Genomic DNA, 17,968 nt, shown 5'->3' on the forward strand with positions numbered 1-17,968 from the left:
CCCGGACCGCATGGAAGCGCTTCCATGCGGTGCACCGCACGACCTCAAAACCCACAACCACGATCATCAGCGGGTACGACGGAGAAGTCCTCAATGTCCGTAAGGTGCACCGTACGGCGGCTGCGGCGGCGGGTACTGGGGCGGCATCCCCTGCGGTGGCATGCCGTGCGGCGGCATCCCCTGCGGCGGCAGGGGGTACGGCAGGTGCGGCGGCGGAAAAGCCTGCTGCGGGAAGCCGGGCGGCGGTGCGAATCCCTGCTGCGGGAACGGCGGCGGCGCATATCCGGGATAAGTCGCCGCCATCATGTTCTTCGGCACGAACATCTTCGACCGGGGATGGCTCACCATCGCGTCCAGGAAGACGAAGAACGCGCCGAACCCCAGCAACAGGTACGCCCACCAGGCCCCGCCACCGAGCCCCACGGACGGGAAGATCTCGCTCATCGCCCGCGAGTCCTCGACCTTGGTCACGATCGACATCGCCGAGCCGGACACCGCACCGGCCGCCATCAGCGCGACCAGCGCCGCGAGCGCGCCCAGCCCCCGCCCGGTCCGGAACGCGGCGAGCGCGGCCGCGCCCAGCGTCAGCATCAGCGCCGCGGTCGCCCAGACCCGCGCGCTGCTGCCGTCCGCGAGCCCGGCCGGTGAGTTCGGCACGTCCGCGGCTGCCTCCGCGAGCCCGGGAATGGACGAGTCGCCGGAGCGCGCGTCCCCCTCGGTGACGATCGCCGGCGGGGTGCCCAGGATCAGGTCGAACCCGGTGGCGGTGATCGTGGTGTGCCGCTGGCCCCAGGACGACTCGTCCGTGTCCAGGACCACGAACGGGCCCGCGAACGCCAGCACCGCGACGAGGAAGATCAGCGCGCTGATCACGCGTCTAGCCACCATAACGAACAAAAGCCTCCCGCCTCGCCGGGCGTGCCCCCGTGGCCGCCGCCTGCCCGACGAATGTACTGGTAGATCCGTAGTTGTGAGATCCCGGGATTTTCCTGTTATCCGCGCCGCACCGTTGCGTCTCCTGATGGGCCACAATCGGCCCGGCACTGCGGAAGGAGACGACCATGGCCGGTCAGCCGCTGATCGCGCTCCCCGGGCGCCACCGCCGGCGCCTCGCGCCGACGACCCGCGCCGCCGTGGTCTCCGTCGCGTGGCTGGCCGTCGTGGTGATCGCGCCCCGGGTCACGCTGTCGCCGGAGATCCGGGCCGGAGCGCTCTTCGTACACCTGATCTCGATGTTGATCGGTTTCGGCGCGGTGCTGTTCGTCGACTGGTCCGGCATCCTGTTCCTGGCCGGCCGGCACAGCTTCGGTGACGTGCTGCGCACCGCGGAGAGCGCGCTGACCCCGACCTGGATCGGCTTCACCGGCCTGCTCGCGTCCGGCGCGCTGCTCAACCCGGAGGTCACCTACCTGACCACGGTCAAACTCCTGGCCGTCCTGGTCGTCGGCCTCAACGGCATCTACGCCGGCACCGTCGCCGACCGGCTCACCCGCCACCGCGGCCACCGCCCGCCCACCGCGCTGCTGGTCCAGGCCGGCCTCGCCACCACGCTCTCCCAGCTTGCCTGGTGGACCGCTGTCATCATCGGCTTCCTCAACAGCCAGACGTGACCGGGCGCCGATCAGCCGCCTGAATTGTCGAGTTCGGCGCCCTCGGGGACGGCGTCGTCCTCGCGGTCGGCGAGCCAGCCCTGGGGGAGAAAGACGTGGGCCGGCGAGTTGGTGCGGCCGCGCGGCTGGCCGAGCGCCTCGGGCGGGAACGGTGCGTCGTGGTCGAGCTTGCCGAGCAGGTCGTCGAGCTCCATCAGCGAGTTCGCCATGGCCATCGAGCGGCGGATCTCCGTACCGACCGGGAAGCCCTTGAGGTACCAGGCGACGTGCTTGCGGAAGTCGGTGACGCCGTCGCGCTCCGATCCGTACCACCCGGAGAGCAGTTCGGCGTGCCGGCGCATGACCGCGGCGACCTCGCCGAGCGACGGCATCACGCGCTCGGGCCGGCCGGCGAACGCGGCGGCCAGGTCGGCGAACAGCCACGGGCGGCCGAGGCAGCCCCGGCCGACCACGACACCGTCGCAGCCGGTCTCACGGATCATGCGGAGCGCGTCGTCGGCCTCCCAGATGTCACCGTTGCCGAGCACCGGGACGTCCAGCGCCTCCTTGAGCCGCGCGATCGCCTCCCAGTCCGCGGTGCCGGAGTAGCGCTGCGCCGCGGTGCGGGCGTGCAGCGCCACCCACTTCGCGCCGGCCTCCTGCGCGATCAGGCCGGCCTCGACGTACGTCAGGTGCTCGTCGTCGATGCCCTTGCGCATCTTCACGGTGACCGGGATCCCGGCCGGAGCGGCCGCGTCCACCGCCGCCTTCACGATCGCGCCGAACAGCTTCCGCTTGTACGGGATAGCCGCCCCGCCACCCTTGCTGGTGATCTTGCGGACGCTGCAGCCGAAGTTCAGGTCGATGTGATCGGCCAGGTTCTCGTCCACGATCCGCCGCACCGCACGCGCCGTGATCGCCGGATCGACGCCGTAGAGCTGCATGCTCCGCGGGTTCTCCTCCGGCCCGAACTCGATCATCCGCTCGGTCTTCGGGTTCCGGTGCGCCAGCGCGATCGTCGTGATCATTTCGCACACGTAGATCCCGGCACCCTGCTCGCGGCAGAGGCGGCGGAAGGCCACGTTCGTGATCCCGGCCATCGGCGCGAGCACGACGGGCGGGTCGACGGGGTAGCGGCCCAGCGTAAGCGTCACCCGTCGAGAATCCCACAGCGCCGGTGCCGCGCCCAAAAGAGTCGGCCACGTTAAAACCGGACATCGACCGTTGACAGCTGACGATCTTCTCAGATCGGATAGCCACGTGCATCGATTCGGACTGAGGACCGTCGTGGCGCTGGTGGTCGCGGCGACGGCGATGACGACCATGCCGAGCCCGGCGAGCGCGGCGCCCCCGGTCTTCGGCTCGGACTGGGACGACCCGGTCACCGCCGCTCCCCCGGTCGAGCGACCGCCCGGCCGGTCCTGCACGACCCGGATCGTGGACACCGAGTTCCGCGACTTCACGCCGTTCACCGGCACGTTCACGCCACCGGCCGCCTGCCGCGGGCCGTGGCGGAAGGTGGTGCTGACGCTGCACGGCGCGGTCGCGGGCCGCCAGTACGACCGGCTCGGCCACCTGGAGATCGGCGGCGTCACGATTTTCAAACACTCGACGCCGCAGCCCAGCCCGGACGGCATCGAGTGGACCGTGGACAAGGACGTGACCGGGTACGCGCCGCTGCTGCGCACGCCGCAGCCGGTCGAGATGCTGATCGGCAACGTGGTCGACGACACGTACACCGGCGTGCTCGACATCACCGTGGACCTGACGTTCTACCCCGGCCGGGCACCGGCGGGCGGCGCCGACCGGGTGATCAGCCTGGCCGGCCAGCACCGAGAGGGTACCGGCCTGGCCGGTGATCTGACCGTGCCCCGCAACACGGAACGGCTGGTCGCGGAGGTGCTGGCGACCGGTTCCGGCGGCGGCTGCGAGGAGTATTGGTACCTGACCACCCCGGCCGGCGCGGACTACTCCTGCCCGGCCGAGGCCGGCCCGTACCGTGAGGTCCAGATCCGGATCGACGGCACGCTCGCCGGCGTGGCCGCGCCGTTCCCACACGTCTACACGGGCGGCTGGTCCAACCCGTTCCTCTGGTACACCGTGCCGGCACCGCGCGCGTTCGACATCCAGCCGGTCCGCTACGACCTGACGCCGTTCATCGGCCTGCTCACCGACGGCCGCCCGCACCGCGTCGAGGTCTCCGTACTCGGCGTGCCGGCCGGCCAGCCCGGCTGGGACGTACCCACGGCGATCCTGGCCTGGCAGGACCCGCTCCGCCGGCAGGTCACCGGCGCGCTCACCACCGCCGTCGAGGGCCCGCTCACGAACACCTCCACCGCGACCGGCCGCACGGTCACCACCACCGGCGGCCACACGCTCACCACCAGCGGATACGTCGACACCTCGCACGGCCGCGTCACCACCACGGTCACCCGCACGGTCACCAGCGACTCCGTGCACACCTGGACCGAGGACGAGTCCTACGACGCGCTCGAGGCCACGTGGACCGACACGGACAGCGTCACCACCCGCACCGGCCGCGGAGAACCCACGACCATCAAGACCCAGCACCGGTACGGCATGGACGGCGCCACCACGCTCGCCTCCGACGCCCGCCTCACCACCGAGATCACCCTCACCGACGCCGCCCTCATCACCGGCACCCCGGCCGGCCCGACCCGCCTCTCCGACACGTACACCGGCACCGCCTCCTATCTCACGAACGTCCCCCGCCCGGAACGCCAGGGCCGCGCCACCACCCGCGAGCACTACCTCCTCACCACCCCCCACACCCGCTACGCCCGCACCATCGCCACCGAACAGGGCGTCGGTGTCGCGCCGTAAAGCTTCTGGCAGCGGCCGTCGAATCGGCCATGCGTCTCTACCGGACCACCGCGCGGCCGGAACTGCTCAACCTCAAGGCTTTCCCGGCCGGTGACACGGAACCACGCTGACCGAAACCCGGCCGACCGGAATGCCGATTGAACCCAGCCGGGTCGCGACGGTCGCCGTCCCCCGTCGGTACGGCGATCGTCGCGGCCTCAGAGCTGGGCGGGTGATGCGGGCTGGTGGTCGGTCAGGTTGCGGAGGTGGCGGAGGGGGGAGCGGAGCAGGGTGGCCGGGATGGCGGTGGCGAAGAGGGCGAAGAGGAGCAGTGTCGGGCGGGTGCCGATCAGGCCGGCCAGGGTACCGGCGGTCAGGCCGCCGAGGGGGATGGCGCCCCAGGAGACGAAGCGGACCGTGGCCATCACCCGGGAGAGCATTCCCGGTGGGCTGGTGACCTGGCGATAGGTGCGGGTGACCACGCTGCTCACCACCACGGCACCGCCGAAGATCAGGTTGCCGAGTGCGAACGCGGCGTAGCCCCAGGGGCCGGTGCCGAGTGGGATGAGCGCGGCTCCGGCAATCATGACGAAGCCGGTCAGCAGCAGGGTCCGCGCGGTGCCGATCGCGTTCGTGATGCGGGTGGTGAGCGCGGCGCCGAGCAGGGTGCCGGCGCCGTCCGCGGCCAGCAGCACGCCGACCAGGCCGGGTGAGGCGTTCAAGTCGCGCACCAGGTAGAGCGCGAAGAGGGCGTGGTAGGCGCCGTTGATCGTGTTGATCACGGTGGCCTCCCACATGCAGGGACCGATGATCGGGTGGCCGGTCACGTACCGCCAGCCCTCGCGGATCTGCGCGACCACCGCGGCCCGGCCGTCCGGCGCCTCGGCCGGGCGGTGCGGCAGCGTGCGCAGCAGGGCGGCGGAGGCGAGATAGCTGGCCGCGTCGACGAGCAGCGTGGGTACGGCGCCGAGCAGCTGCACGATGACGCCACCGGCGGACGGGCCGCCGAGCAGCGTGGCCGCGTGCGTACCGGAGACCAGGCTGTTGCGGCTCTGCAACTGGTCGGCCGGCACGATCGAGACCAGGAACGCCGAGTTCGCCACGTCGAAGATCACGTTGGCGAAGCTGGTCACCAGCGCGACCGCGACCAGCTGGCCGACCGTGAGCACACCGGCCCACCAGGCGAGCGGCACGGACACCACGGCCGCGAACCGGGCCAGGTCCGCGCCGACCTGGGCGGTGCGCAGCGGCAGCCGCCGGACCAGCACCCCGGCGGGCAGGCCGATCACGATCCAGGCGACGTACTGCGCGGCCGCGATCAGCCCCATCTGGAACGGTGTGGCGTCCAGCGCGACCAGCGCGGTCAGCGGCAGCGCCACGGCGCCGATCGCGGTGCCGGTCTGGCTGGTGGTCATCGCGGCGTACCAGCGCGCGAACATGGCGCCCCCGGAATGTAGTTAGTTCCAATTTGGAACTCACTATAGTGGGAGGCGTGAAGCGGGAGGAACTGTCGGATGCCGACTGCGGGATCGCGCAGGCGCTCGGCGTGCTCGGCGACTGGTGGACGTTCCTGCTCGTGCGCGACGTGGCCGGTGGCGTCACCCGGTTCGACGCGCTGCAGCGTGAGTTGGGCATGAGCCGCCGCGCGCTGACCGAACGGCTGGCCGGGCTGGTCGCGCACGGCGTACTGGCGAAGCGGGCCTACTCCGCGCACCCGCCGCGCTTCGACTACCTGCTCACCGCGAAGGGCGAGGCGCTGCTCCCGGTGCTGGTCGCGCTGCAGGACTGGGGCACGCGGCACGTGCTCGGCGACGGCACGCTGACCGCGGACGGCGGCGACGCGGAGGTGCGCCGCGCGGAGGGCCTGGTCGGCCGCCGCCTCCCGGACCTGGAGATCAAGGACCGGAGCGGCGCGGCGGTACGGCCGGCCGAGCCCGGCGAGTGGACCGTGCTGTTCTTCTTCCCGGGCGCGTTCGCACCGGCCGATGCGCACGCGTACCCGCCGGGCTGGGGTGACATCCCGGGTACCCGCGGCTGCACGCTGGAGACGCGCACCTACGCGGACCGGCACGCCGCGTTCGCCACGGCGGGTGTGCGCGTGCACGGCGTCAGCACCCAGCGGCCGGACCAGCTGGCCGCCTACTCCGCCTGGGCGGAGCTGCCCTACCCGCTGCTGTCCGATCCGGACGCGCGGCTCGCGGCCGCGCTCCAGCTGCCCACGTTCCGGGTCGCGGGCGCGGACCGGTTCAAGCGGCTGACGCTGCTGGCCGACCCGAAACTGACCGTCCGGGCCGTGCAGTTCCCGGTGAGCGACCCGGCCGGGTCGGTGGACGAGATGCTGGAGCGGGCCCGCCGTACCCTCTGATGGTCTTTTGTGGACTGTGTCAAGAAAGGCACTATGCTTGCCGGGTCCATCCGGCCCGCACCACTGACCCTGCGAAGGACGCGCACGTGGACACGTCGGCACCCCAGACGGCCAGGATCTGGAACTATCTGCTCGGCGGCACGGACAACTTCGCGGCCGATCGCGCGGTCGGCGACGAGATCCTGGCGAACCTGCCGCAGCTGGCGGAGAACGCGCGGCTGTCCCGTGCCTACCTGGCCCGGGTGACCCGGTGGCTGACCGCGGAGGTGGGCGTCCGCCAGTTCCTGGACATCGGCACCGGCCTGCCCACGGCGGAGAACACGCACACGGTCGCGCAGTCGGTCGCGCCGGACGCACGGATCGTCTACGTCGACCATGACCCGCTGGTGCTGGCGCAGGCGCGCGCGCTGCTGGACAGCACGCCCGAGGGCGCCACGGCGTACGTGCACGCCGACCTCCGCGACCCGGCCACGATCCTGGCCGAGGCCGCGAAGACGCTGGATCTGACGCGGCCGGTCGCGCTGTTCCTGATGGGCATCCTCGGGCACGTGGAGCGCGACGACGAGGCCAAGCAGCTGATCGACACGTACCTGGCGGCGCTGCCGCCGGGGAGCTGGTTCGCGATGTACGACGGCAGCGACACCAGCCCGGAGAACACCGAGGCGGTCCGGATCTGGAACCTCTCGGCGAACCCGAAGTACCACCTGCGCACGCCGGAACGGATCGCCGCGCTCTTCGACGGTCTGGAGCTGGCCGAGCCGGGCGTCGTCCCGGTCACCCGGTGGCGGCCGGAGACCGACGCGCCCGCGATCGACCAGTACGGCGCGGTCGGGCGCAAACCGTAGCACCGTGAGCACACCGTCACGACACACCGGCGGACCGGGCGAGGGCACCGGCCCGACGGTCAGCCGCATGCAGCTCGGCTCCCGGCTGCGCGCGCTGCGGATCGCCGCGGACGTCACACGCGAGGCCGCGGGCTACTCGATCCGCGCGTCCGAGTCGAAGATCAGCCGGATGGAGCTGGGCCGGGTCGGCTTCAAGGAGCGCGACGTCACCGACCTGCTCACGCTCTACGGCGTGGCCGAACCGGACCAGGCCGAGCTGCTCGCGCTGGCCCGGGAGGCGAACCGGCCCGGCTGGTGGCAGGCGTACTCGGACGTGCTGCCGGCCTGGTTCCTCAACTACCTCGACCTGGAGCAGGCCGCGGAGCTGATCCGCAGCTACGAGATCCAGTTCGTGCCGGGCCTGCTGCAGACCGAGGCGTACGCGCGCGCCGTGATCTCGATCGGGCACGGCCGCAGCACCAAGCGGGAGATCGACCGCCGCGTCGAGCTGCGGATGGCCCGGCAGACCATGCTCACCCGGCCCGGCGGGCCGCGGCTGTGGGCGGTGCTGGACGAGGCCGTGCTGCTGCGCCCGATGGGCAACCGCGCGATCCACCGCGAGCAGCTCGAGGCACTGCTGAAGCTGACCGAGGCACCGGCCGTACGGCTGCAGGTGGTGCCGTTCAGCGCGGGCGGTCACGCGGCGGCCGGCGGCGCGTTCAGCATTCTGCGGTTCGCGCTCGAGGAGGTGCCGGACGTGGTGTTCCTGGAGCAGCTGACCGGCAGCCTCTACCTGGACCGCCCGGAGGACGTCGACGAGTACGCGGCCGCCGCCGGCCGCCTCTTCATCGACGCCACCACCCCGGAACGCACCGCCGACGTCATCCACCGGGCGCTGCGCGAGCTCTGAAGCGATCACGAGCCGGTCCCGGTCCCGCCGTGGTCCGGTTCCGCCGCTCCCGCCGGAGACCGGTCGGCCGTGGCCGGCCTCCCTGCCACTTCCGGCCCACGCGCGAAACCCCCGCTCAGTCGCGAACGCCGGCTCAAGACCTGGTCATAGGGTGCGCGGATCCACCGTCTCCACCGGTTCCGGCGCGTCGTCCGGTCCGGCCGGTCGCGTGCCCGGCGGGGTCCGGTCCGGCGTCGGCTCGCCGCTCGGGTGGTCGAAGAGGTAGCGCAACGCCGTGTTCAGCACCGCCAGCACCGGCACCGCGACCAGCGTGCCGACCACACCCGCCAGCACCGCGCCGGACGCGATGGCGAGGATGACGGCCAGCGGGTGCAGCGCCACCGCCCGGCCCATGATCAGCGGCTGCAGGATGTGGCCCTCCAGCTGCTGCACCGCGATCACGATGCCGAGCACGATCAGCGCGCTGAACGGGCCCTGCGCGACCAGCGCCACCAGCACCGCGACCGCACCGGTGACGGTGGCGCCGATCACCGGGACGAACGCGCCGAGGAAGACCAGCGCGGTCAGCGGCAGCGCCAGCGGGATGTGCATGACGGCCAGGCCGACGCCGATGCCGACCGCGTCCACGAACGCGACGAACACGGTGGCACGCACGTACGAGACCAGCGTGTGCCATGAGTAGTGACCGGCGCGCGCGACCGGGAGCCGGGCGCCCTCCGGCAGCAGCCGGCACAGGAACGACCACATCGCGCCGCCGTCGCGGACCATGAAGAACAGCGTGAACAGCACCAGGAAGAAGCCGGTGACCATCTCGCCCACGGTCGCGGCGGTGCTGATCGCACCGGTGGTGAGCGCGCCCTGGTTACCGGAGATCTGCTGTTGCAGCGCCTCCACGTAGCCGTTGAGCTGGCTCTGCGACAGGTGCAGCGGCCCGTCCGTGAGCCACGCCTGCACCTCGTCGATGCCGTCGCCGACCTGGGTGGCGAGGTCGTCGTACTGCGCGATGAACGTCTGGACGATCAGGCCGAGCCCGCCGAACACGCCGACCAGCGCGGCCAGCAGCACCAGCACGGCCGCGAACGACCGGTTGACGCCGCGCCGGCGCAGCCAGGCCGCGATCGGCTCGAACAGCGCGGCCAGCAACAGCGCGACCGCGACCGGGATGATCACCACGCGGAGCAGCCCGATCACCCGGAACAGCAGGTAGGCGGCCGCGACGAAGAGAATGATCCGCCAGGCCCAGGACCCGGCGATCCGCACGCCGCGCGGCACCAGATCGTCCGTGGTCGGCGCCGGTTCCATCACCACGACCGGCGGCAGGTCGGGGGTGGGCTGGGACGGGACGAACGGCGGCGGCGCCGCCTCCCGGACGCGGTCCGCGAGCACGGACCTGGCCCGGCGGCGAACGGTGTTGACCCACGACATGGCGACTCCTTACAGCGCGGTGTGCACTGCGTACCCACGCGATGACGTGCGAAAACACCCGAGTCAGGACTCCGTGGCACGTTCCCGGCGCAGGTATTCGGCGGCGCGGCGAGCGATGTCGCCGCCCTCGGCATCCAGCGCGGCGAACATCGGCGCGATCGTGTCGTCGTCCCGCAGCGGCGGCAGCAGCGGGACGGCCGGGTCGGTGAGCACGTCGAGCACCACCGGGCGGTCGGCCGCGAGCGCCTCGTCCCACGCCGCGTCCAGCGCGTCCGGGTGGCCCACCCGGATGCCGTGCAGGCCGAGCAGTCCGGCCCAGCCGGAGTACGGCACGTCCGGGATGTGCTGCGAGTCCGGGAAGCGCGGCTCGCCCTCGGTCTCCCGCTGCTCCCAGCTGACCTCGGCCAGGTCACGGTTGTTCAGCACGCAGACGACGAAGCGCGGATCGGCCCAGTCCCGCCACCGGGACGCCACCGTGATCAGCTCGGCCAGGCCGCTCATCTGCATGGCGCCGTCACCGGCCAGCGCGATCACCGGGCGGTCCGGGCGGGCCAGCTTGGCGGCCAGGCCGTACGGCAGCGCGGAGCCCATCGAGGCCAGCGTGCTGGACAGGTGCGCGGGCACACCGGCGGGCAGGCGCAGGTGCCGGGCGTACCAGTAGACGACGGAGCCGACGTCCACCGAGACCTGCGCGTTCGCGGGCAGCCGGCCGTTCAGCGCGCGGACCACCCGCTGTGGGTTGATCGGCTCGGCCGGTGCGTCCGCGCGTTCCCCGGCGATCGCGTGCCAGCGGCGTACCCACGTGTGCACCTGATTCTGGAAAGGTTTCGGCGGTGCCTCGGGAAGCGCGGCGATCAGCGCGCGCAGCGTCTCGGCCGCGTCGCCGAGCAGCGGCACCTCGACCGGGTAGCGCACGCCCAGCCGGCGTCCGTCCACATCGATCTGCACCGCGCGGGCCTGCCCCGGCTTCGGGTAGAACTCGGTCCACGGGTCGTTCGTGCCGACCAGCAGCAGCGTGTCGGCCGCGCGCATCAGCTCCGCGCTCGCGGTCGTGCCCAGGTGGCCCATCACGCCGGTGTGGAACGGCAGCGACTCGTCCAGCACCGGCTTGCCCAGCAGCGACGCGGCCACGCCCGCGCCCAGCCGCTCGGCCAGCTCGACCACCTCCGCCGCCGCGCCGGCCGCGCCCTGCCCGACCAGGATCGCCACCCGCTCCCCGGCGGACAGCAGCTTCGCCGCCTCCGCGATGTCCGCCGCGTGCGGGATCAGACGCGCCGGGCGCAGACCCGGGCTGGTGATCAGCACGCCGTGCGACTGCTCCACCGGGTCGGGCGCGGGCGCGGACTGCACGTCGTGCGGCAGCACCACACAGGTCGGGCTGCGGGTGGCGAGCGCGGTCCGGAACGCCTTGTCGATCAGCATCGGCACCTGCTCCGGCGTGTGCGCGGCCTGCACGAACTGCGCGCAGACGTCGCCGAACAACCGGACCAGATCAATTTCCTGCTGGTACGCGCTGCCGAGCACGGTCGACACCTGCTGCCCGACGATCGCCACCACCGGCTTCCCGTCCAGCTTCGCGTCGTAGAGCCCGTTCAGCAGGTGCACCGCCCCCGGGCCCTGGGTGGACAGGCACACTCCCGGCTCCCCGGTGTACTTCGCGTGCCCGGACGCCATGAACGCCGCGGTCTCCTCATGCCGCGCCTGCACGAACTCCGGCCGACCCGCACGCCGGATCGCACCCAGCACCGGATCGATGCCGTCCCCGGGATACCCGAAGACGCGGCTCACCCCCCACGCTTCCAGCCGTTCGACCAGGACATCCGAGACGGTCTTGTCAGCCATACCTCGCGCTTACCCCACACCACACGACATATGTGAGGCCGCCGAGCCTCGCTCGCGCACACAGTCGGGCGCTCCGCACCCGCGGTGACTTCCGGCGGGTGGAGGACCGCACCGGGGCTCGGTGACCACCGCGGAACCGGAAGGGAGGAGCGCCAGCGACGACCGGGGCCCGCGGGAGCATGCGGGAAGCGGCCACGCCGGAAGCGGGAATATCTGCTTCTGAAGGATTATGACAGCGTGGCCCGGTCGGCCGCGGCGCGTCCCTCGCGCCAGCCCTCGTCGCTGTCCACGCGGGTGCCGCGGGCGCGTTCGGTGTGCGGGAAGGCGCGGGTCATCGTCTCGTGGACCTGGAGGTCGCGGGAGCGGAGCACCGGCAGCAGGTCGTCGCCGGACGGGAGCGCGGCGCGGGCCGCCCGGGTCAGGCGTTCGCCGATCCGGCTGGCGAAGGCGACCAGGAAGGACGCGCGGAACGTCTTCAGGCGGGACTTGCCGGCCTTGCCGCCGGGTGGCTCGGTGCGGGACATCGCTCGTTGCGCCTGGATCAGCAGGGATGCGTGCAGCAGGTCGACCGCGTCGATGTCGGCGTCGAAGCCGAAGACGGTGGCGAAGCCGAGGTCGGGGGTCCAGACCGCGTGGCAGCGGTTGGCGCGGGCGACCGCGTGCAGCAGTGCGGCCTTCTCGCTCTCGTAGGGCGCGTCGACCGCGATCCGGCGGGCCAGCGGTACGACGTCGGCGTGGTCCGCGGTGAGCAGCGCCTCGTCCAGGCTGTGCCGGGTGATCATCTCCTGGGCCTTCGCGGTGTACGCCTCGGCCTCGGCCGGGTAGTCGGTGGACTCGGCCTTGGCCAGCAGCGCACGCACGCGCTCCAGCACCCGGTTGTCCGACTTCTCCGGATCACGCCGGGGGACGAACGTGCCCGGCGGCGGCATGAGGATCTCGATCGGCGGTAGCGTGCGCAGCACCGTGAGCGTGGACAGGATCAGGTCCAGCACGGTCACCCGGTCGGCGCGCAGCCGCCGGCCCAGCTCGGACGGGTAGCCGTCGTCGGCCGGCCACCAGCGCTCCGCGCCGATCTCCGCGGCCTGCGCGGTCCAGCGCGGATCCGCGGCCGGGGTCCGGTGCAGTTGGGCCGCGGCCGCGTCGGCCACCAGCCGGGCGGCGTCCGGGCCGGAGCGGCGGGTCACCAGCCGGTGCAGCTCGACCGGCTGCCAGCCGGCGCGGAACAGCCGTTCCGTGGCCTGGCGCAGCGCGGCGGACAGCGCCGGGTCGACCTCCGCGGGCGGCAGCACGGTCAGCTCGTCCAGGCCGGTCTCGTAGCCGTTCGCGCCGCTCAGGATCGCCCTGATCCGGTCCGCGGCCGAGGTCCCCGTCGTCGTCACGCGGGCAAGGTTACGTGGCGGTGACCGTGGACGAGCCGACGGCGTGCGCGGCCGGGTTCAGCGACAGCGTCTGTGTGCCGGACGCGGTGAGCATGACCGGCCCGATCGTGACCAGCACGGCGGCCGTGCCGGAGCGGGTGGCGAGCAGCGTGCCGTCCGGGCCACGCAGCTGGTACGCGGTGGTGCCGGTCCCGGCCTCGACCACGAGCGTGACCGCCTGCCCGGCCACGCCGTCGAACGTGACCGCCGCGTTCTGCCCGGGCACCGTGACCGTGACGGCCGCCGGGCCGCCGCCGACCGTGACGGCCGCGGTTGCGTCCGGCGGCACCGCGTGGATCTGCACCGTCGCGGAGCCGGCCGCGGCGCCGGCCGGGTTGACCAGCACGCTGTAGACACCGGTCACCGGCAGCGTCACGGTGTCGGCGAAGCAGGTCGCGCCGCAGGAGCCGGCCGAGGCGAGCGTGCCGCCGTCCGGGCCGCGCAGCGTCGTCGCGGCCGTGCCGAACGTGCCGCCGGTGAGCCGGACCGAGACGCGCATGCCCGCGGCACCGTGGAACGACACCACCGCGTTCTGGCCGGGCGTGCCGGTCCTCACACCCACGGCGTCGCCGCCGGCCTCCGCGTCCACGGCCGCGTCCAGCACGTCGAAGATCTCCGCGGTGATCCCGCCGACCGCGGCGCCCTGCGGATCGACGACCAGCGTGTAGGTGCCGGACATGTCCGCCGTGACCGCGTCCAGGAAACAGGTGACGCCGCAGAACACCGGGTTGACCAGCCAGCTCCCGTCCGGGCGGCGCAGGCCGGCCGAGGCGGACGAGGAGCCGCCGAACGTACCGCCGCTGAGCCGGGCGGAGAGCCGCTGCCCGGCCACCGCGTCGAACACCACCGTCGCGCCCTGACCCGGCGTGCCGGTGGCGACCTGGACCGGGCCACCGCCGGGCGCGGTGTGCGCGATCGCGTCGGCCGGGACCGCGTACACCGTGACCGTGATGCCGCCGGTGTCCGCGCCCTGCGGGTCCAGCGCGATCCGGTGGACGCCGTCCGTCGCGGCCGCACCGGCGTCGAACGCGCAGCTGCTCGCGCACTGCAACAGCGCCAGGTCGACGCCGGACGGGTCGCGCAGATAGCCCGGCGCGTTGCCGAACGTACCGCCGGTCAGCTGGATGAACGTGCGGTCGCCGCGCTTGACCGCGAAGTCCGCGAACGCGTTCTGGCCCGGGACCGTCGTGGTCAGCGGCACCGGGTCGCCGCCGGGCACCGCGACCACCACCGCGTCGGCCGGTACGTCGTGCACCCGCACCGTGATCGACCCGGTGTTCGCACCGTCCGGGTCGACGTGCAGCGTGTAGCGCCCGTCCGCCGGCAGCGACCGGACGTCCAGGAAGCAGGAGACGGCGCAGGACGCGGACGCCAGCACGGTGCCGCCCGGCGCGCGCAGCGACGCGGTGGCCCGGCCCAGCGAGCCCTTCGAGAGTACGGCCGACACGTGCTGCTTCGCCGCGCCGGTGAAGACCACGGCCGCGTTCTGCCCGGCCTCGGTGACGGTCAGCGTGACCGGGTCACCGCCGGGCACCACGACGGCCAGCACGTCCGGCGCGGAGACCGTGATCGTGACGACCGCGGTGCCGGTCTGCGCGCCGGTCGGGTCGAGCAGCACGGTGTGCGTGCCGGACGTGGTCAGCGGCACGCCGGTCAGCGCGCAGTTGCGGGTGCAGTCGCCGCTCACCAGCATCTCGCCCTTCGGCCCGTGCAGCGAGATGCGCCCGGTGGTGAAGCCGCTCTCGGTGACCGCGACCGTGACCTTGGCGCCGGCGTCCGCGTCGAACAGCACGCGCGCGTTCTGCCCCGGCGCCGTGGTGGTGACCGGCGCCGGCTTGCCGATCCCGGTGACCGCCTCGACATCCGCCGGCACGTCCAGCACCTGCGCGGTCAGCGAACCGGTCCGCACACCGGACGGGCTGAGCAGCAGCCGGTGCTCGCCGTCCGCGCGCAGCACGGTGGCGTCGATGTCGCACGGCACGTCACACACGCCGCCGCCGAGCGAGACACCCGCCGGATCCAGCAGGTACGCAGTGATCGAGCCGACCGTGCCGGCGCTGACCCGGGTGAAGACCCGCTGCCCGGCCCGCCCCCTGAACGCCAGGTACGCGTTCTGGCCCGGCGCGTCCGTGCTGATTGTGGTGGCCGGCCCGCCGATCGTGTAGCCCGCGACCACGTCCGGCGGCACGTCGTGCAGCCGCACCGTGGCCACGCCGTAGGACGACTGCGACGCGTCGAGATACACCGAGTACCGCCCGGACGCGGTCAGATCCGCGGTGTCCAGCACACACTCCACACCGTTGGCGCAGGAGACCTGGCGCAGCGTGGCGCCGGTGGTGTCGCGCAGATAGACCCACATGCCGCCGAGCCGGATGTCGGTGATCTCGACCAGCGCCCGCTGCCCCGCCTCGGCCGGGAACGACACGATCGCGTCCTGCCCCGGCTCCACCGTGCGGACCGTGACCGGATCACCGCCGAGCTTCGCGGTCACCTCGACCGCACCGGCCGCGGCGGACGCGGCCTGGGTACCGAGCCCGAGCAGCACCAGCACGGCCGCGGTCAGCGCGACCCCCCGCCGGCGACGCTGCCGGAGCCTGTGTCTTCCGTGGTGACGCACGTCTACCCCTGACGGCCGAGCAGGTGGATTGCCAGCAAGCTAGTACACCCACCGTCCACACACACCTGCCGGTTTTCGCACCTCCGCGGCCGACCTGCGGCTATGTCCGTCGATGCCGGTCAACTGTGCCGGAACGGCCGCGCGCACCGGGGCGATCGGGGGATCACGGTGGTGGCCGAACGTCGTACCCCGGGCGGTCGCGCGGTCCGCACACCCGCGGTGCCGAACCGGCCTACGTAGCCGGCCAGGTGCGCTACCTGTCCGGAATTTCCGGACAAGGCCCTTGGGCGCCGCGGCTGGTGATCGCATCCGCCGCGGGTCCGAAGGCTGAGCAGCGTCGTTCACTGGCGGCTGCACTCCCCGTGTGGGGCGATATCGCGATATTTCGGGCGTGGAGCGCCCGTTGCCGTAAGCAAAGCCGGACACCGCAGCAGGCCGGGTGCCGCAACCGAGCCGGATGCCGCAGCAGAGCCGGGTGGCCCGATCGGCTTGCGCCGGGAGAGGCCTCTGGGGACATTCCGGACAGGCGCGTCCGGCACCGCCCACGCGATCGCGAGGCGCGTGCCCGGCGGTGGGAGCCGCACGGGTTTTCGGGACGCCGCGGAACCGGCAGGGAGGCCGCCTGCGGCCGACCGGTGCCCGCGGGAGCATGCGGAAACCGGCCACGACGGAAGCGGGAAAATGGCGATTCTCCGCTCCGTAACCCGTCGTGGCCGGCTTTGGCGAGGTCAGCAGCCGGGGAGGCGCTCGATCAGGTAGGTCTCGATCCGGTCGAGGGAGACGCGCTCCTGCTGCATGGTGTCGCGATTGCGGACCGTGACCGCGTTGTCCTGGAGCGTGTCGAAGTCGACCGTGACGCAGAACGGCGTGCCGATCTCGTCCTGGCGGCGGTAGCGGCGGCCGATGGCCTGGGAGTCATCGAACTCGACGACCCAGCGCTTACGCAGCGTGGCGGACAGCTCCTTGGCCTTCGGCGAGAGTTCCGGGTTGCGGGACAGCGGCAGCACCGCGACCTTGACCGGCGCGAGGCGCGGGTCGAAGCGCATGACCGTGCGGGTGTCCATGCCGCCCTTGGTGTTCGGCGCCTGGTCCTCGTCGTACGCCTCGAGCAGGAACGCGAGCACCGCGCGGGTGAGGCCGGCGGCCGGCTCGATCACGTACGGCGTCCAGCGCTCCTTCTTCTCCTGGTCGAAGTAGGAGAGATCGACGCCGGAGTGCTTGCTGTGCGTGGTCAGGTCGAAGTCGGTACGGTTCGCCACGCCCTCGAGCTCGGAGAACTCGGTGCCGCCGAACATGAAGCGGTACTCGATGTCGACCGTGCGCTTCGAGTAGTGGGAGAGCTTCTCCTTCGGGTGCTCGTAGAAGCGCAGGTTCGACTCGGAGAGGCCCAGGTCGAGGTACCAGTTCCAGCGCTCCTGCAGCCAGTACTCGTGCCACTGCTCGTCCTCGCCGGGCTGGCAGAAGAACTCCATCTCCATCTGCTCGAACTCGCGCGTCCGGAAGATGAAGTTGCCCGGCGTGATCTCGTTGCGGAACGACTTGCCGGTCTGCGCGATGCCGAACGGCGGCTTCTTGCGCGCGGCGGTCATCACGTTCGCGAAGTTCACGAAGATGCCCTGCGCGGTCTCCGGGCGCAGGTAGTGCAGGCCCTCGTCCGACTCGACGGCACCGAGGAACGTCTTCATCAGGCCGTTGAACATGCGCGGCGCGCTGAACGTGCCCTTGTTGCCACAGTTCGGGCAGTTGAGCTCGCTCAGGTCGGTGGGCGTACGGCCGTGCTTGGCCTCGAACGCCTCCTCCAGGTGGTCGGCCCGGAAGCGCTTGTGGCAGGACTGGCACTCGGTCAGCGGGTCGACGAACGCCTCCAGGTGGCCGGAGGCGGCCCAGACGTCCTTGGCCAGGATCACCGCGGAGTCGAGGCCGACGACGTCGTCCCGCTGCTGGACCATGGTCTTCCACCACTGGCGGCGGACGTTCTCCTTCAGCTCGACGCCGAGCGGACCGTAGTCCCAGGCCGACCTCGTACCGCCGTAGATCTCGCTGGACGGGAAGACGAAGCCCCGGCGCTTGGCGAGGCTGACAACGGAGTCAATGCGATCGGCGGCCATGATTTCCTTCTACGCCGGCTGGCGGTCGGCGCTTTGAATAGGTGACG

At 72.3% G+C, this 17,968-nt stretch carries 13 protein-coding genes; 5 read left to right on the top strand and 8 right to left on the bottom strand.

Annotated features, from left to right (window positions below; all coding sequences use genetic code 11):
- Positions 1-90: 90 nt before the first annotated feature.
- Positions 91-873, bottom strand: a complete 783-nt coding sequence (locus tag J2S42_RS14290; protein WP_307239384.1) for a hypothetical protein — start codon at positions 871-873, stop codon at positions 91-93.
- A 188-nt stretch (positions 874-1,061) separates the two neighbouring features.
- Between J2S42_RS14290 and J2S42_RS14295 the strand changes: the two genes are divergently transcribed.
- Positions 1,062-1,610, top strand: a complete 549-nt coding sequence (locus J2S42_RS14295) for a hypothetical protein (protein ID WP_307239385.1) — start codon at positions 1,062-1,064, stop codon at positions 1,608-1,610.
- A gap of 11 nt (positions 1,611-1,621) precedes the next feature.
- On the opposite strand, the gene dusB is transcribed toward J2S42_RS14295, so the two are convergent.
- Positions 1,622-2,743, bottom strand: coding sequence for a tRNA dihydrouridine synthase DusB (dusB, locus tag J2S42_RS14300; protein WP_307239387.1), 1,122 nt, complete (start codon positions 2,741-2,743; stop codon positions 1,622-1,624).
- A 106-nt stretch (positions 2,744-2,849) separates the two neighbouring features.
- Here dusB and J2S42_RS14305 point away from each other — a divergent pair, with 106 nt between their 5' ends.
- A complete protein-coding gene (locus J2S42_RS14305; RefSeq protein WP_307239389.1) occupies positions 2,850-4,433 on the top strand; it encodes a peptide-N4-asparagine amidase in 1,584 nt (527 codons plus the stop codon).
- 197 nt (positions 4,434-4,630) lie between these two features.
- Here J2S42_RS14305 and J2S42_RS14310 read toward each other — a convergent pair whose 3' ends face one another.
- A complete protein-coding gene (locus tag J2S42_RS14310; RefSeq protein WP_307239391.1) occupies positions 4,631-5,851 on the bottom strand; it encodes an MFS transporter in 1,221 nt (406 codons plus the stop codon).
- Positions 5,852-5,904: 53 nt separating this feature from the next.
- On the opposite strand from J2S42_RS14310, the gene J2S42_RS14315 reads away from it, so the two are divergent.
- From J2S42_RS14315 to J2S42_RS14325, 3 genes are read left to right on the top strand one after another with little or no spacing between them, the layout of a single operon-like run.
- Positions 5,905-6,777 carry a winged helix-turn-helix transcriptional regulator gene (locus J2S42_RS14315; protein WP_307239393.1) on the top strand — a complete coding sequence of 291 codons (873 nt, stop codon included), beginning with the start codon at positions 5,905-5,907 and terminating at the stop codon, positions 6,775-6,777.
- Positions 6,777-7,622: an SAM-dependent methyltransferase gene (locus tag J2S42_RS14320; protein ID WP_370879181.1), complete on the top strand. Its 846-nt coding sequence runs from the start codon at positions 6,777-6,779 to the stop codon at positions 7,620-7,622. Before J2S42_RS14315 ends, J2S42_RS14320 begins: the two co-directional genes overlap by 1 nt.
- Before the next feature lie 4 nt (positions 7,623-7,626).
- Positions 7,627-8,511: a Sco1979 family transcriptional regulator gene (locus J2S42_RS14325; protein WP_503128926.1), complete on the top strand. Its 885-nt coding sequence runs from the start codon at positions 7,627-7,629 to the stop codon at positions 8,509-8,511.
- Between the two features lie 144 nt (positions 8,512-8,655).
- On the opposite strand, the gene J2S42_RS14330 is transcribed toward J2S42_RS14325, so the two are convergent.
- From J2S42_RS14330 to J2S42_RS14350, 5 genes are all read right to left on the bottom strand, one after another.
- Complete coding sequence (locus J2S42_RS14330) at positions 8,656-9,936, bottom strand: AI-2E family transporter (protein ID WP_307239397.1); 1,281 nt, start codon at positions 9,934-9,936, stop codon at positions 8,656-8,658.
- 63 nt (positions 9,937-9,999) lie between these two features.
- Positions 10,000-11,778 carry a thiamine pyrophosphate-requiring protein gene (locus tag J2S42_RS14335; protein ID WP_307239399.1) on the bottom strand — a complete coding sequence of 593 codons (1,779 nt, stop codon included), beginning with the start codon at positions 11,776-11,778 and terminating at the stop codon, positions 10,000-10,002.
- Between the two features lie 227 nt (positions 11,779-12,005).
- Positions 12,006-13,157: a DUF2786 domain-containing protein gene (locus tag J2S42_RS14340; RefSeq protein ID WP_307239402.1), complete on the bottom strand. Its 1,152-nt coding sequence runs from the start codon at positions 13,155-13,157 to the stop codon at positions 12,006-12,008.
- A gap of 10 nt (positions 13,158-13,167) precedes the next feature.
- Positions 13,168-15,813, bottom strand: a complete 2,646-nt coding sequence (locus J2S42_RS14345) for a hypothetical protein (RefSeq protein WP_307239404.1) — start codon at positions 15,811-15,813, stop codon at positions 13,168-13,170.
- A gap of 728 nt (positions 15,814-16,541) precedes the next feature.
- Positions 16,542-17,921 carry a glycine--tRNA ligase gene (locus tag J2S42_RS14350; protein ID WP_307239405.1) on the bottom strand — a complete coding sequence of 460 codons (1,380 nt, stop codon included), beginning with the start codon at positions 17,919-17,921 and terminating at the stop codon, positions 16,542-16,544.
- Between the last annotated feature and the right edge of the window lie 47 nt (positions 17,922-17,968).

Origin of the sequence: Catenuloplanes indicus (assembly GCF_030813715.1) — a bacterium.
Lineage (GTDB): Bacteria > Actinomycetota > Actinomycetes > Mycobacteriales > Micromonosporaceae > Catenuloplanes > Catenuloplanes indicus.

Coding starts and splice junctions, on each gene's coding strand:
- J2S42_RS14295 (WP_307239385.1), top strand. CDS start 1,062: ATGGCCGGTCAGCCGCTGATCGCGCTCCCCGGGCGCCACCGCCGGCGC.
- J2S42_RS14310 (WP_307239391.1), bottom strand. CDS start 5,851: ATGTTCGCGCGCTGGTACGCCGCGATGACCACCAGCCAGACCGGCACC.
- J2S42_RS14320 (WP_370879181.1), top strand. CDS start 6,777: ATGGTCTTTTGTGGACTGTGTCAAGAAAGGCACTATGCTTGCCGGGTC.
- J2S42_RS14330 (WP_307239397.1), bottom strand. CDS start 9,936: ATGTCGTGGGTCAACACCGTTCGCCGCCGGGCCAGGTCCGTGCTCGCG.
- J2S42_RS14335 (WP_307239399.1), bottom strand. CDS start 11,778: ATGGCTGACAAGACCGTCTCGGATGTCCTGGTCGAACGGCTGGAAGCG.
- J2S42_RS14350 (WP_307239405.1), bottom strand. CDS start 17,921: ATGGCCGCCGATCGCATTGACTCCGTTGTCAGCCTCGCCAAGCGCCGG.